15 protein-coding genes are annotated in these 16,131 nt (G+C 71.0%); 8 read left to right on the plus strand and 7 right to left on the minus strand.

Going from position 1 to position 16,131, the window contains the following annotated elements; genetic code table 11:
• Positions 1 to 39 precede the first annotated feature (39 nt).
• Positions 40 to 486 (minus strand): Rv3235 family protein, encoded by a 447-nt coding sequence (locus EZM51_RS20070; protein WP_248305757.1) that lies wholly within the window; start codon positions 484 to 486, stop codon positions 40 to 42.
• Positions 487 to 666: 180 nt separating this feature from the next.
• On the opposite strand from EZM51_RS20070, the gene EZM51_RS20075 reads away from it, so the two are divergent.
• Positions 667 to 1,266 carry a hypothetical protein gene (locus EZM51_RS20075; protein WP_136710089.1) on the plus strand — a complete coding sequence of 200 codons (600 nt, stop codon included), beginning with the start codon at positions 667 to 669 and terminating at the stop codon, positions 1,264 to 1,266.
• 27 nt (positions 1,267 to 1,293) lie between these two features.
• Here the strand turns inward: EZM51_RS20075 and EZM51_RS20080 are convergent, their stop codons facing one another.
• Positions 1,294 to 1,587 (minus strand): helix-turn-helix domain-containing protein, encoded by a 294-nt coding sequence (locus EZM51_RS20080; RefSeq protein ID WP_136710090.1) that lies wholly within the window; start codon positions 1,585 to 1,587, stop codon positions 1,294 to 1,296.
• 137 nt (positions 1,588 to 1,724) lie between these two features.
• On the opposite strand from EZM51_RS20080, the gene EZM51_RS20085 reads away from it, so the two are divergent.
• The 3 genes from EZM51_RS20085 to EZM51_RS20095 all read left to right on the plus strand — a co-directional run bounded on the left by EZM51_RS20085 (position 1,725) and on the right by EZM51_RS20095 (position 5,179).
• Complete coding sequence (locus tag EZM51_RS20085) at positions 1,725 to 2,354, plus strand: hypothetical protein (RefSeq protein ID WP_136710091.1); 630 nt, start codon at positions 1,725 to 1,727, stop codon at positions 2,352 to 2,354.
• Entirely contained in the window at positions 2,354 to 3,610 is a 1,257-nt protein-coding gene (locus EZM51_RS20090) for a regulator (RefSeq protein WP_136710092.1), read from the plus strand. The genes EZM51_RS20085 and EZM51_RS20090 overlap by 1 nt, the downstream gene beginning before the upstream one ends.
• 75 nt (positions 3,611 to 3,685) lie before the next feature.
• On the plus strand, positions 3,686 to 5,179 hold the full coding sequence (locus EZM51_RS20095; RefSeq protein WP_136710093.1) for a PAS domain-containing sensor histidine kinase: 1,494 nt from the start codon (positions 3,686 to 3,688) through the stop codon (positions 5,177 to 5,179).
• 41 nt (positions 5,180 to 5,220) lie between these two features.
• Here EZM51_RS20095 and EZM51_RS20100 read toward each other — a convergent pair whose 3' ends face one another.
• Positions 5,221 to 5,469 carry a WhiB family transcriptional regulator gene (locus EZM51_RS20100; RefSeq protein WP_055859573.1) on the minus strand — a complete coding sequence of 83 codons (249 nt, stop codon included), beginning with the start codon at positions 5,467 to 5,469 and terminating at the stop codon, positions 5,221 to 5,223.
• A 199-nt stretch (positions 5,470 to 5,668) separates the two neighbouring features.
• Between EZM51_RS20100 and EZM51_RS20105 the strand changes: the two genes are divergently transcribed.
• The gene (locus EZM51_RS20105) at positions 5,669 to 6,133 is read left to right on the plus strand and encodes a hypothetical protein (protein ID WP_248305758.1); all 465 of its coding nucleotides are present in this window, start codon (positions 5,669 to 5,671) and stop codon (positions 6,131 to 6,133) included.
• A 13-nt stretch (positions 6,134 to 6,146) separates the two neighbouring features.
• Here the strand turns inward: EZM51_RS20105 and bcp are convergent, their stop codons facing one another.
• The 3 genes from bcp to aroA form a co-directional block, all read right to left on the minus strand.
• A complete protein-coding gene (gene bcp, locus EZM51_RS20110; protein WP_136710094.1) occupies positions 6,147 to 6,623 on the minus strand; it encodes a thioredoxin-dependent thiol peroxidase in 477 nt (158 codons plus the stop codon).
• 62 nt (positions 6,624 to 6,685) lie between these two features.
• Positions 6,686 to 7,723, minus strand: a complete 1,038-nt coding sequence (gene rsgA / locus EZM51_RS20115) for a ribosome small subunit-dependent GTPase A (RefSeq protein WP_136710095.1) — start codon at positions 7,721 to 7,723, stop codon at positions 6,686 to 6,688.
• Positions 7,720 to 9,090, minus strand: a complete 1,371-nt coding sequence (aroA, locus tag EZM51_RS20120) for a 3-phosphoshikimate 1-carboxyvinyltransferase (protein WP_136710096.1) — start codon at positions 9,088 to 9,090, stop codon at positions 7,720 to 7,722. Before aroA ends, rsgA begins: the two co-directional genes overlap by 4 nt.
• A gap of 113 nt (positions 9,091 to 9,203) precedes the next feature.
• Here aroA and EZM51_RS20125 point away from each other — a divergent pair, with 113 nt between their 5' ends.
• From EZM51_RS20125 to EZM51_RS20135, 3 genes are all read left to right on the plus strand, one after another.
• Positions 9,204 to 9,869, plus strand: coding sequence for a sigma-70 family RNA polymerase sigma factor (locus EZM51_RS20125; RefSeq protein ID WP_136710097.1), 666 nt, complete (start codon positions 9,204 to 9,206; stop codon positions 9,867 to 9,869).
• Positions 9,866 to 10,123 carry a zf-HC2 domain-containing protein gene (locus EZM51_RS20130; protein WP_136710098.1) on the plus strand — a complete coding sequence of 86 codons (258 nt, stop codon included), beginning with the start codon at positions 9,866 to 9,868 and terminating at the stop codon, positions 10,121 to 10,123. Before EZM51_RS20125 ends, EZM51_RS20130 begins: the two co-directional genes overlap by 4 nt.
• An 87-nt stretch (positions 10,124 to 10,210) precedes the next feature.
• Positions 10,211 to 12,499, plus strand: a complete 2,289-nt coding sequence (locus tag EZM51_RS20135; protein WP_136710099.1) for an MMPL family transporter — start codon at positions 10,211 to 10,213, stop codon at positions 12,497 to 12,499.
• A gap of 69 nt (positions 12,500 to 12,568) precedes the next feature.
• On the opposite strand, the gene EZM51_RS20140 is transcribed toward EZM51_RS20135, so the two are convergent.
• The coding region (locus EZM51_RS20140; protein WP_136710100.1) for a multifunctional oxoglutarate decarboxylase/oxoglutarate dehydrogenase thiamine pyrophosphate-binding subunit/dihydrolipoyllysine-residue succinyltransferase subunit at positions 12,569 to 16,131 on the minus strand (3,563 nt) is incomplete at its 5' end.

Below are 16,131 nucleotides of genomic sequence, written 5' to 3' on the forward strand. Positions count from 1 at the left end.
AGGGCGCGCACGCCTGGCGCAGCGCCGGCGCGGGTGGCGTCAGAGCACGCTGATCGCGCTCGCGCGCCAGCGCTGGTCGAGGCCCTCGAGGCGGATCGCGACCGCGCGGGACCGGGGCCGCTGGTGCACCATGACGACCGCCTCGACGACGCCGTCGGCCGGTTCGCAGGTCAGGACGTTGCCGATGGTGAAGGCGGGGCGCCGCGGAGCCTGCCCCTTCACCCGTCGTGCGCGCGCGGCGAGGACGACGCGCTTGGAGAGGTTGCGATACACGTCGTCGGTGACCCAACGCGCCAGCTGGTCGAGGTCGCGGGCGCCCGCGAGCACCTCGATCGCGCAATGCGTGAGGTTGCGCAGGAGCGGCTCGGGATCGGGGAGTTCGCTGCGACGGGCCGGCTGTCGGCCGAAGTAGTCGTCTTCGTCGTCGAGGAATTGCACGGTGGAACCTCGTACGACGGTGCGTGCAACGGCAGGGCGTGCGGTCATCTGTGCTCCATGAGGGGTGGGCGACGGCGGTTACGGCCGACGACAGGATCACCCCCGATCGGGGGACGTTCGGGGGTTCCTGACTGAACGGTATTCAGGGGGCCGGAATGGTGTCAAGGAAATTTCCCGGCTGTGGAGAACAATCGCGCGGTGACGAGGCGCGGAGGGTAACGTGCCCGCATGCGCTGGGACCTGCTGTTCGACGACCTCGAGTCGCAGCTCGACCAGGAGCAGCGCGACGAGGAGCGGGCGCTGGCGCTCGAGGAGGAGCGGCTCCGGCTCGGTCGTCTGGCGCTCCGGGATCGACTCGCCGCGATGGCTCGGTCGGCGGCGGACGACCCGACGGCGCGGGTACGCGTCGAACTCCGGGGCGGCCGGATCATCGAGATCAGGCCGCAGTCGTTCGGACGCGACTGGATGAGCGCCACCCGTCATGGCATGGGAAATGCTCGAGGGCAGTGCATCGTCCCGCTCGCGAGCATCGCCGCCGTCCTTCCGACGCGGCTGCAGCTCGAGACGAGCCTCGAGCCCGTCGCCGAGCCGCCGTCGCGGCTCGCGGAGCGCATCGGGCTCAGCTTCGTGCTGCGGGACCTCTGCCGACGCCGGACGCCCGTGCACCTCACCACGGACGACGGACGCGTGCATGGCACGCTCGATCGCGTGGCCAGGGACCACGTCGACGTCGCGCTCCATGAACCCGGCGTGCCCCGCCGGGAGCGCGAGGTGACGGGCTACCGCATCGTCCCGCTCGAGCGCGTGCTGCTCGTCGACTTCGGCTGACGCCGCCGGCCAGGCGACCGCGCGGGCTCAGTCGACGGTGCGGACGCGCCCGGACCGGGCCCCGGAGAGCTCGAGGATGCTCGCGAACTCGCCCTGGTTCCAGAGTGCGTGCCGGCGGGTCTGCTCGTACTGCTCCTCGATCCACACCTCGAGCTGTACCCGCTCGACCCGCCACGGGCCGGAGCTCCCGACGCGGATCGCGGGCAGTTCGCCCGACCTGATCAGGTCGTCGACGGTCTGGACGTCGACGGCCAGCAACTCCGCCGCGTCGGCGACGGTGAGGAACCGGCCGATCTCGTCGCCAGAGCCGTATGGGGTCATGTCTCGATTATCGACCCGGGACGTCGAGGCGACCGCAGGTGTGGATAACTTCGCGGCGTCCTCCCGGATTGGGTCACGATTGAGCCGGCGCGACCCCGCGCGGAACGGCGCGACCCCGCGCAGTCGGAAGGAGCAGGATGGCCCGTCGACCCGAACGCACGGAGCGCGGCGCCCTTCGACTCGACCCCCGCCTCCTCATCGGCATCGCGCTGATCGCCGCCTCCACCGCCGGGGTGTGGGCCCTCGTCACGGGGCTCGACGATTCCGCCGAGGTGTACGCCGCCCGCGGCACGCTCACGCCCGGCAGCCGCATCGATGCCGACGACCTCGACGTCGCCTCGGTGCACCTCGGTGCGAGCGCCGGGCACTACCTCGCTCCCGGCGACCTGCCCGAGGGCGGACTTGTCGTCGTACGCACGGTCGAGGCGGGCGAACTCATACCCCGGTCCGCCGTCGACGCCCTCGACCGCACCGGGCTCGCGACCGTGGTCGTGCCGAGCCGAGGCGCGCTGCCGAGCAGCCTGGGGCCGGGCACGACGGTCGACGTGTGGGCGGCGCACCGCGCCGACCGCGACACGTACGAACCGCCGTCCGTCCTCGTGGCGGGAGCCGAGATCGCCGCGGTCCAGGAGCCGGAGGGCATGGTCGACTCGCGCGGCCGGTCGGTCGAGCTCCTCATCCCGCGCGAGAAGGTGGCGGCGCTGCTCGAAGCACTCGCCGCGGGCGACGTGGTCGACCTCGTCCCGGCCCGCGTGGGCGCCGACTGATGGCACGCCTCGCCATCGCCCTCGACCCGTCGACCGAGGATCGCCTGCTCGCCGACGTCGTCGAGCACGGGCACACCATCGTGGGCCGGCTGGTCGGCTGGAGGGACGTGCTCGAGAGCCTCGACGTGCTCGCGCCCGAGGTCGTGCTCGTCGGCGCCGGCCGTGACACCCTGAGCGCCGAGCTGCTCGCCGGATGCGACGAACGCGGCATCCGCATCGTCGCCCTGTCGGCGGGCGACGCGGAGCGTGCGCACGCGGCGCAGCTCGGCCTGCACGAGGTGCTCGACCGCACTGCGACCTGGACCGAGGTCGAGCCGCTCGTGCGCGGCGCCGTGCCGGTGCCCTCGCGCGTCGGCGAGATCTCGCCGCGGGCGCCGCGTTCCGCGTCGATGGTCGCCGTGTGGGGGCCGGCCGGCGCGCCCGGACGCACGACGGTCGCGGTGAACGTCGCGGCGGAGATCGCCGGTGCCGGTCACACCGTCGCGCTGGTCGACGCCGACCCGTACGGCGGCACGATCGCGCCCCTGCTCGGGCTCCTCGACGAAGCACCCGGTTTCGCCTCGGCGTGCCGCCTCGCCGGGGGCGGTGCCCTCGATCGCGCCGAGCTGCAGCGGATCGCCCAGCGCTACTCCGCACCGCGCGCCTCGTTCGACGTGTTCACCGGCCTCGTCGGCCCGAGCCGGTGGCCGGAGCTGTCGGCCGAGCGGGTCACGGCGACCCTCGAGGCGATCCGCGCCTGGGCCGAGTACGTCGTGATCGACACCGGCTTCGGTCTCGAGCGCGACGAGGAACTCACGAGCGACCAGTTCGCGCCTCGTCGCAACGCGGCGACCTTCGCCGCGCTTTCGGCAGCCGACCGCGTCATCGCCGTTGGCCTCGCCGACCCGGTCGGCCTTTCCCGGCTCCTGCGCGGGTACGGCGATCTCGTCGATCTCGTCGAGCCCGAGCGCATCGACGTCGTGGCCAATCGCGTGCGCACGAGCGCGCTCGGCATCGACGCGCACGCGCAGGTGCGCCAGACGCTCCGCCGATTCGCGGGCATCACCGACGTCGTCATGCTGCCGCACGATGGTCGGGCCGCGGATGCGGCCATCCTCACGGCACGTACCCTGCGCGACTCCGCCCCCCGCAGCCCGCTTCGCGCGGCCCTCCGCACGTACGCGCTCGAGCGGCTGCTCCCGGTCCCCGAACCGGTCAGGCGGTCGCGGTTCCGCCCGGCGCCGATGCGCCGCAGCCCGGACCGAGCGGCGAGCTGAGCGCGCCGCGGCATCCGCGGATTCTCTGCACCTCGGCCGCAGATCGAGCCCGAGCCGGCGCACTACGCTGGACCTGTGTCGACCCTCAGTGATCTCGTCCTCGCCCAGGGCCGCAGCAGTCAGGCCGACGTCGACTGGCTGCACCTGCTCGTCGGCGACCTGCAGCTGCTCGCCGATCTCGCCTTCGCCGACATCGTGCTGTGGGTTCCCTCGGGCGACGACGACTTCGTCGCCGTCGCCCACTCGCGGCCATCGAGCGCCGCGACCCTCTTCTACCGCGATTTCGTCGGCCAGCAGATCAAGCCCCAGTGGCGCGACCTGGTGACCCGCGCGTTCGAGACGAGCGCGATCGTCGACTCATCGGCGCCCGACTGGTACGAGGAGATGCCCACGCGCGTGCGCGCCGTGCCCGTCATGCGCCGCCTCTCGTCGACCGGCACCGAGCTCGCGCCCGAGCCGGTCGCCGTCATCACCCGACACACCAACCTCGGTGCCACCCGTACGCCGAGCCGCCAGGAGCTCACCTTCAACGAGTGCGCCGAGGAGTTGTTCCAGATGATCGCGTCGGGCGACTTCCCCGACCTCGGCGCGCCGTCGGGTCCGCGACGCGGCGCCCCTCGAGCGTCGGACGGGCTCATCCGCCTCGACGTCGACGGCATCACCACCTTCGCCAGCCCAAACGCCCTCTCGGCGTTCAACCGCATGGGATTCGACGACGAGCTCGAGGGCGAGTCCCTGGCCGAGGTCAGCACGAGGCTCCTGAGCGGCAAGCTCGTGGTCGACGAGACCCTGCCACTCGTCGTCACCGGGCGCGCGCCGTGGCGCACCGATGTCGAGTCGCGCGGCGTCACGGTGTCGCTTCGAGCGATCCCCATCCGGCATCGCGGCGAGCGGATCGGCGCCATCGTGTTGAGCCGCGACGTCACCGAGCTGCGGCACCAGGAGCAGGAGCTCATCACCAAGGACGCGACGATCCGCGAGATCCACCACCGGGTGAAGAACAACCTCCAGACCGTTGCGTCGCTGCTGCGCATCCAGGCACGGCGCACGCACTCCGACGAGGCGCGGGAGGCGCTCACGCAGGCCATGCGCCGGGTCGGCGCGATCGCGGTCGTGCACGACACCCTGTCGGAGGGACTCACCCAGAACGTGGACTTCGACGAGGTCTTCGACCGGGCGCTGCTGCTGGTCGCCGAGGTCGCCTCGGCGCACAACACGACGGCGCATCCGACGCGCTCGGGTTCGTTCGGCGTCCTCCCGAGCGCGTACGCCACGCCGCTCGCCCTCGCGCTCACCGAACTCGTGACGAACGCGGTCGAACACGGCCTCGCCGGTCAGGAGGGCGACGTCGAGATCATCGCCGACCGGTCGCCGACCGCGCTCACCGTGCAGGTGCGCGACAGCGGGTCGGGGCTGCCCGAGGGCAAGGTCGGCGAGGGGCTCGGCACGCAGATCGTGCGTACGCTCATCCAGGGCGAGCTCGGCGGCACGATCGACTGGCACACGATCGTCGGTCGAGGCACGGAGGTGACCATCGACGTGCCGCTGCGATGGATCACGTCGGCGTAATGGTGAGGATGCCGCGAGCGCGGCGTTCGGAACCGGACGGTTCAGCCGGCCCGGCGGGCGCGGGCGGCGCGGCGCTTCAGTGCGCGGCGCTCGTCTTCGCTGAGGCCGCCCCACACGCCCGAGTCCTGACCGGTCTCGAGCGCGTACTGGAGGCAGATCTCCGTGACGGTGCAGCGGGCGCAGACAGCCTTCGCCTTCTCGATCTGGTCGACGGCGGGACCAGTGTTGCCGACCGGGAAGAAGAGTTCGGGGTCAGCGGTGAGGCAGGCGGCTTTGTCGCGCCAATCCATGGAGATGCTCCTTGCGTGTACTTCGATGCAGACGCGCACGATTGCGTAGCCGTATCCGGCATGTGCTGCAGGGGGGAAGCCGAATCTCGGGAAGTAGGATCATGACTGATCGGCTCACGTCCCTGTGAGCATCAACTCGGCCTCATAAATGGTCGCATAGCGGAGAGATCGAATCAATAGTCGTGAATGGGATAACCCTGTGAATCATCACGAGCCCGACCACGGCTCCATGCCGCCCGCGGCATCCGAATCGGGCGGTGTGAAGGCGGCCCTCGTCGTCGTGAGCGTCCTCCTGCTGCTCGAGGCGGCGGCCCTCATCGCGGTCGTCGTGTGGCTCGTGGTCGACCTGGTGGCGCTGCAGCCGTCGTCGTACACCACGGCGATCGCGCTCCTCGTGCTCGTCGTCCTCGGCGCAGTGTGGGTGAGCGTGACGGCGGTCGCCTCGCTACGGCGCGCGCCGTGGTCGCGCGCCGCAGCGATCGTGTGGCAAGTGCTGCAGATGTCGGTCGCCGTCGGGGCGTTCCAGGGCCTCTTCGCCCGTCCCGACGTGGGATGGGTGCTGCTCGTGCCGGCGGTCACCGTCATCGGGCTCCTCCTCTGGGCTCCCGTGCGGCTCGCGTACACGCGACCCGGGGACGATTCATCCGCCCCCGACGGGGCCTGAGCCCGATCGACCGTCAGGCGTCGAGGCCGAGCTCCCGGCGGACGCGCGCCACGTGGCCGGTGGCCTTGACGTTGTACCAGGCCTTCTCGATGCGACCGTCCTCGCCGATGACGAAGGTCGAGCGGATCGCGCCGACGACGATCTTGCCGTAGAGCGACTTCTCGCCCCAGACGCCGTACGCCTGCTGCACGGCGAGATCCTCGTCGGCCAGAAGGGTGAAGTTCAGGCGGTCGCGCTCGGCGAATCGCTTGAGCTTCGCGACGTCGTCCTTCGAGATGCCGATGACGCGCACCCCCGCGCTCGCGAAGGAGTTGAGGCTGTCGCGGAAGTCGCACGCCTCGGTGGTGCAGCCGGGCGTCATGGCCTCCGGGTAGAAGTAGAGCACCACGCGAGTGCCGCGGAGCGTTGAGAGCGTGACGGGCCGGCCGTCCTGGTCGTCGAGCGTGAAGTCGGGTGCGAGGTCGCCGGGGGCGAGTCGAGCGTCGGTCATCCGTCCATGCTAAGCAGGGCGGCTGGATGCCTCGTGCACGGTGGTGCAACGAGGGCCGGCGGTCACGCGAAGGTCGTGAGCAGGCGTTGCAGCGAATCGAGGCGCGCTCGGCCGGTCTCGCCGAGTTCGCCTGCGGCGACGGCCTCGTTCATCGCGCAGTCGGGCGCATCGGGCAGGTGCGTGCAGCCGCGTGGGCAGTCCTCGGCGATGCGGGCGAGGTCGGTGAAGGCGCCGAGGATGTTCGCGGGGTCGACGTGGCCGAGCCCGAAGGAGCGAACGCCGGGGGTGTCGATGACCCACCCGGTTCCGGCGTCGGTGCGCACCCGGAGTGAGACGGTCGACGACGACGTGTGCCGCCCGCGCCCGGTGACCACGTTGACCCGGCCGATCGCGCGGTTCGCCTCGGGCACGAGGGCGTTCACGAGCGTCGATTTGCCCACGCCCGAATGGCCGACGAAGACCGTGCGGTGCCCGATGAGCGCCGAGGTGATCTCATCGAGCGGCATCCGCTCGGTGCTCGACCGGAAGACGGGCAGGTCGAGTCCGGCGAAGTTCGCGAGGAACTCCTCGGGGTCGGCGAGATCGGTCTTGGTGATGCAGAGGAGCGGCTTGATGCCGGCGTCGTAGGCGGCGACGAGGTAGCGATCCACGAGGCGGATGCGCGGCTCGGGGTCGGCGGCGGCCACCACGATGAGCATCTGGTCGGCGTTCGCCACGATGACGCGCTCGACTTCGTCGGTGTCGTCGGCGCTGCGACGGAGGAGGGTGTCGCGCTCGCCGACGCGCACGATGCGCGCGAGTGTGCCGGGCTCGCCGCTCGTGTCGCCGACGAGGTCGACGCGGTCGCCGGTCACCACCGACTTGCGGCGCAGCTCGCTCGCCCGAGCGGCGGTGAGCTCGCGCTCGTCTGGGCCGCCCTCGTCGACGAGCACGGCGTAGCGGCCCCGGTCGACGCCGAACACCGTGCCGGACACCGCATCCGCGTGCTCGGGACGCACCTTCGTGCGCGGCCGGCTCCCGCGACGGCTGGGACGCACCCGCACGTCGGACTCGTCGAACTCCGGCTCGTCCTCGTCGTCGACGGCGTCCCACCAGCTCATGCGAGCATCTGCTCCCAGAGCTTCTGGAACTGCGGCAGGGTCTTGCCGGTCGAGCCGATGTCGTCGACGACGATGCCCGGCACCGCCAGCCCGACGATGGCCCCCGTCGTGGCCATGCGATGATCGGCATATGCACGCCACGGCCCGCCGTGCATGGGAGCGGGCTCGATGCGCAGTCCGTCGTCGAGCTCGGTGACCCGCGCGCCCGACTCGCCGAGCTCGGTCGCGAGCGCCGCGAGCCGGTCGGTCTCGTGGTGGCGGATGTGGCCGATGCCGGTGAACGTGCTCGGCCCGTCGGCGAACGCCGCGAGGGCGGCCAGGTTCGGCACGAGCTCCCCGGCCTCCGAGAGGTCGAGTTCGACGCCCCGGATGCCCCGTCCGCCGTCGGCGGTCGGCTCCGGTGCCCTGACGGTCAGGCGGTCGTCGTCGATGGAGACCCGGGCGCCGAAGCGGGGGAGGAGCTCGGCGAGGCGTGCGCCCACCTGCGTCGTCTGCCCCGGCCAGCCCGCGACGGTGACGTGGCCGCCGGCGACGAGGGCGGCGATGAGGAAGGGGGCGGCGTTCGAGAGGTCGGGCTCGATGGTCACGTCGATCGCCCGGATGGGGCCGGGGTTCACCTGCCAGCGCCCGGGCTCGGGTGTCGTCACGTCGACGCCGCGAGCGCGGAGCGCGGCGATCGTCATCTCGATGTGCGGCAGGCTCGGCAGCCGTTCGCCCGTGTGCCGCAGGTCGAGGCCGCGTTCGAAGCGCGGGGCTGCGAGCAGGAGCCCGGAGACGAACTGGCTCGACGCGGAGGCGTCGAGCTCGAGTGCGCCGCCCTCGACCCGTCCGGTGCCGTGCACCGTGAACGGCAGGGCTCCGCGACCGTCGTCGTCGATGTCGACGCCGAGCGCCCTGAGGCCCTGGATCGAGGCGCCCATGGGGCGTCGGCGGGCGCCCTCGTCGCCGTCGAATGTCGTCGGTCCGAGCGCGAGGGCCGCCACGGGCGGCAGGAAGCGCATCACGGTGCCCGCGAGCCCGCAGTCGATGGTCGTCGAGCCGACGAGCTCGTCGGCCGGGATGACCCGCAGGTCGTCGCCGAATCCGCCCGTGCCCGGCATCCGCTCGAACCGCGTGCCGAGCGCCCGGAGACCCTCGAGCATGAGCTCGCTGTCTCTCGACCACAGCGGCGCATGCAGGGTGGAATGCCCGTCGGCGAGGGCCGCGAGCACGAGCTCGCGGTTCGTGAGCGACTTGGAGCCGGGCAGCGCGACCACCGACGCGAGCGGTCCGGCCGCGACCGGTGCGCGCCATCCGTCGTCCGTCTCGGTCTGCCTCGCCTCGCCGTACGGATCGAACTCGGGTGCGGAATACCTCGAAATCTGCATCGGTTATCAACAGTAGCGTCAGGGGGCGCAGAAGGAGACGGTGACGCGTGACGGTGGCAGCAGTGGTCGAACGCCCGGCGGTCGCTCCGGTCGACGATCTAGGATGGCCGGTGATGACTGCGGACCAGACCGATCCCACCCGACACGATGCGACCCCTGCGGACGAGGGCCGGTCGCTCGGCGAACTCTTCGAGGAACAGGCGCTGCCGTTCCTCGACCAGCTCTACGCGGCCGCGCTCCGGATGACGAAGAACCCGTCGGATGCGCAGGACCTCGTGCAGGAGACGTTCGTGAAGGCGTTCGCCGCGTTCGGCGGGTTCACCCAGGGCACCAACCTGAAGGCGTGGCTGTACCGCATCCTCACCAACACCTTCATCAACACGTACCGCAAGAAGCAGCGGGAGCCCTACCAGGGCACGATCGACGATCTCGAGGACTGGCAGCTCGGCGGCGCCGAGTCCACGACCGCCAGGTCGAGCCGGTCGGCCGAGGCCGAGGCCATCGACCACCTGCCCGACAGCGCGGTGAAGGACGCGCTGCAGGCGCTTCCCGAGGACTTCCGCCTCGCCGTGTACTTCGCCGACGTCGAGGGATTCTCCTACCAGGAGATCGCCGACATGATGAACACCCCCATCGGGACCGTGATGAGCCGCCTGCACCGTGGCCGGCGGCTGCTGCGCGAGTCCCTGGCCGACTACGCCCGCGAACAGGGATTCGCGGCCGCGGAGCCGGCGCGTCAACCCACCAGGAGGCAGAGCATGCCGAGGAGCACGAGATGACCGACTGCGGCTGTGAGAAGGCCAGGGCCGAACTCGAGGAGTACCTCCATCACGAACTGGGTCGCGAGGACGCGGCCGACATCCACGAGCACATCGAGAACTGCGCCGACTGCCGGGCGGAACTCCGGGTCGGCGTGGCGATCACCGAGGTCGTGCAGCGCGCCTGCAAGGAGAGCGCACCCGAGGAGCTGCGCACGATGGTGCTCACGCGAATCCGCGACATCCAGTCGGGGCACGGCATCCTCATCGACTGATCCGGCCCTCGGCGCCGGGAGGGGCGCCGGCGTTTCCGTCTTTCGGTGGAAGCGGACGCGCGCACGCCCCCCGTAACGTCGATCGTGATGGATACCTCCGCTCGCCCCAACCCGCGCCCGGGTCGTGTTCCGACATGGCTCCGGGTGCTCATCCCGACCGTCCTGATCCTCGTCTGGCTCGCCGCGTTCGGCGCCGGCGGGGCGTCGTTCGGTGCGCTCAGCGATGTCGTCGAGAACGAGCAGGCGCAGTTCCTGCCCGACGACGCCGAGTCGACGGCCGTGCAGGACCTCCAGGCCGAATTCCGCTCGGCCGACGCCATTCCGGCCATCGTCGTGTACGAGCGCGACGGGGGGCTGACAGACGCCGACACCGAGGCGATCGCTGGCGACGCTGTCGCCTTCGAAGAGGTGTCCGGCGTCGCCGCCGACGGGGTTTCGCCGCCGGTGCCGTCGGAGGACGGCGAGGCGGCCTCGGTGTTCGTCCAGATCGACGCGTCGGCCGAGACGGATGTCGCGGTCGACGCCCTGCGCGAGCGCATCGCCGAGACGAGCGGCGACGGCGACGGCCTCGTCGCAGCCGTGACCGGACCCGCCGGATTCACCGCCGACCTGACGGCCGCCTTCGCGGGCATCGACGGGCTGCTGCTGATCGTGGCGTTCGCGGCCGTGTTCGTCATCCTCGTGGTCGTCTACCGTTCGCCCCTGCTGCCGGTGATCGTGCTCGGCACGAGCCTCACGGCGCTGACGGCCTCGGTGCTGGCGGTCGTGGCGCTCGCGCGCGCCGACGTGCTCGTGCTCAACGGCCAGACGCAGGGCATCCTGTTCATCCTCGTCATCGGCGCGGCGACCGACTACTCGCTGCTGTACATCGCGAGGTACCGCGAGGCGCTGCTCCGGCACGAGCGGAAGTGGGATGCCACGTGGGCCGCGCTCCGCGGGGCATGGGAGCCGATCGTCGCGTCGGGCGGCACGGTCATCGCGGGCGTGCTGATGCTCCTGGTCAGCGAACTGACGAGCAACAAGATCCTCGGCCCCGTGTCGGCGATCGGCATCGTCTTCGCGGTGCTCGCCGCCCTGACACTGCTACCGGCGCTCATGCTCTGGGCCGGTCGAGCCGCGTTCTGGCCCGTCCGCCCGAAGTTCGACGCCGCACCCGCGGACGAGGGCGCGGTCCTCGGCCGGCGGGGCGTCTGGCCGAAGGTCGCGCGGCTCATCGCCCGCCGCCCACGCGTCACGTGGATCGTGTCGACCCTGGTCCTCGCGGTCATGGCACTCGGCGTGACGCAACTCGACGCCGACGGCGTGCCCTCGAGCGAGTTCGTCCTGGGCGAATCGCAGGCCCGTGACGGCCAGGCCATCCTCGGCGATCACTTCCCCGGGGGTTCGGGGACGCCGGCCGTCGTCATCGCCCCCGAGGATCAGTTGCAGGAGGTCGTCGACGTGCTCCTCGGGACCGACGGCGTCGATTCCGTGTCGGTCGTGTCCGAGGACTCGCCGAGCGGTTCCCTTCCGGTCACGGAGGACGGCGTGCAGCCCCTCGGTCCGCCCGGTTCGCCGGCCGGCGAACCGACGGTGGTCGACGGCCGGGTGCAGCTCGACGCGACGCTGGCCTACGCGAGCGACTCCGTCGAGGCCGAGGGGGTCGTCGCGGAGCTGCGCACGGAGCTGGCGGGGGTGTCGTCGGTCGACGACCCCGTGCTCGTCGGCGGCACGTCGGCCATCGCGCTCGACACCAAGGACTCGTCGATCCGCGACCGGAACCTCATCATCCCGCTCGTGCTCATCGTGATCCTCCTCATCCTCATGCTGCTGCTCCGGTCGATCGTCGCCCCGCTGCTGCTGATCGGCACCGTCGTGCTCTCGTTCGCCGCGGCGCTCGGCGTGTCGGCGCTCGTGTTCAACGGGGTCTTCGGGTTCCCCGGCGCCGATCCCGTCGTGCCGCTGTTCGGGTTCGTCTTCCTCGTCGCGCTCGGCGTCGACTACAACATCTTCCTGATGACGAGGGTCCGCGAGGAGAGCGCACGGCACGGCACCCGCGCGGGCGTGCTGCGCGGACTCGTGGTGACCGGCGGCGTGATCACCTCTGCGGGCCTCGTGCTCGCCGCGACGTTCGCTGCGCTCGGCGTGCTGCCGATCCTCTTCCTCGCGCAGATCTCGTTCATCGTCGCGTTCGGCGTGCTGCTCGACACGTTCCTGGTGCGCTCGCTCCTCGTTCCCGCCCTGTCGTACGACATCGGCCGGGCGATCTGGTGGCCGTCGAGACTGTGGCGGACTTCCTCGCCCGGTCCCCGCGCCGAGGACGCGGTGCTCGAGGCGACCGGGGAGTCCGAGCCGGTGCCGCCCGAGGAGCCGCTGATGCCCGGCCACCGCGGCTGAGCGACGTGAGAACGACGAACGGGACGGATGCCACGCGACATCCGTCCCGTTCGCGTGTGCTCGAGGCGGCTACAGCGTGAGCGCGCGGCGCACGAGCTCCGCCTGTTCGGCCGCGTGGCGCTTGGCGGAACCCGTGGCCGGCGAGGCCGAGGCGGGGCGGGCCACCACGTGCACCGGGCGCGGGCCGAGCTTGTTCGTCTCGATGATGAAGTACGGCCAGGCGCCCTGGTTCTCGGGCTCGTCCTGGGCCCACATGAGCTCCGCGTTCGGGTAGCTGTCGGCGGTGGCCTTCAGTTCGCGCGCGGGCAGCGGATACAGCTGCTCCACGCGCACCACGGCGATCTCGGGGTTCGGGTTCTTGTCGAGCTCCGCGATCAGGTCGTAGTAGAGCTTGCCCGACACGTACACGGCCCGTTTCACGGCCGCCCGGTCGGTGATGCGCGCATCGTCGATGACGGGCTCGAAGCGACCGCTCGTGAAGTCGGCGACCTCGCTCGTCGCACCGCGGAGGCGGAGCATGGCCTTCGGGGTGAAGACGATGAGCGGGCGACGCGGGCGGGCGTAGGCCTGACGACGGAGCAGGTGGAAGTACGACGCGGGCGTTGAGGGCCGGGCGACGGTCATGTTGTTCTCGGCGCACAGCTGCAGGTAGCGCTCGATGCGGGCGCTCGAGTGGTCGGGGCCCTGTCCCTCGTAGCCGTGCGGCAGCAGGAGCACGACGCTCGAGCGCTGCCCCCACTTCTGCTCTGCCGAGGCGATGAACTCGTCGATGATGGTCTGCGCGCCGTTCGCGAAATCGCCGAACTGCGCCTCCCACAGCACGAGCGCGTCCTTCCGCTCGACGGAGTAGCCGTACTCGAAGCCCATGGCCGCGTACTCGCTGAGCAGCGAGTCGTAGATCCAGAAACGGGCCTGGTTGTCGGAGAGGTTCTGCAGCGGCAGCCACTCCTGGCCGTTCTCGCGGTCGTGCAGCACCGCGTGCCGTTGCACGAAGGTGCCGCGGCGCGCGTCCTGCCCGGCGAAGCGCACGGGCGTGCCCTCGAGCAGGAGCGAGCCGAGCGCGAGCAGCTCGCCGAAGCCCCAGTCGATCTTGCCGTTGCGGCTCATGTCCTGCCGCTTGGTGAGGAGCTGCTGGATCTTGGGGTGCACCGTGAAGCCGGCCGGTTTGTTGGCGAAGGCGTCGCCGATGGCGTGGACGACCTCGGCGGAGACGCCGGTGGTCGACAGCTCACCCGACGGGGACTCCGGCTCGTGTTCGGTATCGGTCGCCCCGACGATCGGGATCGCGCCCGTCTGTGCGGCGTGCGTCTCGGCGAACGCGCGCTCCAGTCGGTCTTGGAAGTCGCGGTGCGCCGCCTCGTACTCCTCCTCGGTGATGTCGCCGCGGCCGACGAGAGCCTCGGTGTAGAGCTTGCGCACCGAGCGCTTGGCCTCGATGAGGTTGTACATCAGCGGCTGCGTCATCGAGGGATCGTCGCCCTCGTTGTGGCCGCGGCGCCGGTAGCAGATGAGGTCGACGACGACGTCGCGCTTGAACTCCTGGCGGTAGCGGAACGCGAGCTCCGCGACCCGGACGACGGCCTCGGGGTCGTCGCCGTTCACGTGGAAGATCGGTGCCTGGATCGTCTTCGCGACATCCGTCGAGTAGATCGACGACCGGGCGTCGCCCGGCACGGTCGTGAAGCCGACCTGGTTGTTCACGACGACGTGGATGGTTCCGCCCGTGCGGTAGCCGCGCAGCTGCGACATCTGCATCGTCTCGACGACCACGCCCTGGCCGGCCATGGCCGCGTCGCCGTGGACGAGGATCGGCAGCGTCGAGAACGTGCCGATCGGCTTGCGGTCCTGCTTGGCCCGCACGATGCCCTCGAGCACGCCGTCGACGGCCTCGAGGTGCGATGGGTTCGCGGCGAGCGACACGGGGACCTGGTGTCCGTCGTCGGCCGTGAAGGTGCCCTCGGTGCCGAGGTGGTACTTCACGTCGCCCGAGCCGGAGAAGTTCTTCGAGTCCTGCGTGCCCTCGAACTCGCGGAACACCTGGCCGTAGGTCTTGCCCGCGATGTTCGTGAGCACGTTGAGGCGGCCGCGGTGCGCCATGCCGATGGCGACCTCGTCGAGGCCCTCCTTCGCGGCGCCCTGCAGGATCTCGTCGAGGAGCGCGATGACGGACTCGCCGCCCTCGAGGCTGAACCGCTTCTGGCCGACGTACTTCGTCTGCAGGAACGTCTCGAACGCCTCGGCCTCGTTGAGCTTGCCGAGGATGCGCATCTGCTCGTCGTGGGTGGGCTTCTCGTACTTGCGCTCGACCTCGTTCTGGATCCACCGGCGCTGCACGGGGTCCTGGATGTGCATGTACTCGATGCCGATCGTGCGGCAGTACGAGTCGCGGAGGACGCCGAGGATGTCGCGCAGGAGCGCCGTGCGCTTGTCGCCGAACCCGCCGGTGACGAACTCGCGGTCGAGGTCCCAGAAGGTGAGGCCGTGGCTCGCGATGTCGAGGTCGGGGTGCGAGCGCTGCACGTACTCGAGCGGGTCGGTGTCGGCCATGAGGTGGCCGCGCACACGGAACGCGTTGATGAGCTCCTGCACCCGCGCGGTCTTGTCGATGGCGCTGGCGATGTCGACCGAGATGTCGGGGGCCCAGCGGATGGGCTCGTAGGGCAGGCGGAGCGCGGCGAAGAGGTCTTCGTAGAAGCCGCGCTGGCCGATGAGGAGCTCGTGCACCTTCTTCAGGAACTCGCCCGAGCCCGCGCCCTGGATGACCCGGTGGTCGTAGGTGGAGGTGAGGGTGATCGTCTTGCCGATGGCGAGGTTCGCGAGGGTCTTCTCCGACGAGCCCTGGAACTCGGCCGGGTACTCGAGGGCGCCGGCGCCGATGATGCAGCCCTGGCCCTTCATGAGTCGCGGCACCGAGTGCACCGTGCCGATGCCGCCGGGGTTGGTGAGGGAGATGGTCGCGCCCTGGAAGTCGTCGGCCTTGAGCTTGTTCTGGCGGGCGCGCTGCACGAGGTCCTCGTAGGCGGCGAGGTACTCGTTGAACGTCATCGTCTCGGCGCGCTTGATCGCCGGCACGAGCAGGGCACGGCTGCCGTCGGGCTTCGGGAGGTCGATGGCGATGCCGAGGCCGATGTGCGCGGGCTTGACGACGCTGGGCTTGCCGTCGACCTCGGTGTAGTAGACGTTCTGGCTCGGGAACTCCTTGAGCGCCTGGATGAGCGCCCATCCGATGAGGTGCGTGAACGACACCTTGCCGCCGCGGGAACGCCGGAGGTGGTTGTTGATCACGATGCGGTTGTCGATCATGAGCTTCGCCGGGATGGTGCGCACGCTCGTCGCGGTCGGCACGGTGAGGCTCTGGTCCATGTTGGCCGCGAGGGTCTTCGGCAGGCCCTTCAGGGCGACGACCTCGTCCTCCTGCGGTGCCTCGGCGAGGACCGGCTGCGGGCTCGTGATCGGCACGTCGGCGGGGACCGGTGCGGTGCGCGGCGCCACTGAGGTGGTACGTGCCGCGGGCGCCTGTCCGATCACCGGGGAGGGCGTCGTGACCGGTGCGGATGTCGCTGCCGGCGCTGCCGGCGCGGGCGCGGGCGCGGCCGCGGGGGCGGCCGGCTGCGCGGGCGCCTCGGCGGGGG

It is taken from the genome of Agromyces sp. H66 (assembly GCF_004959775.1).
Lineage (GTDB): Bacteria > Actinomycetota > Actinomycetes > Actinomycetales > Microbacteriaceae > Agromyces.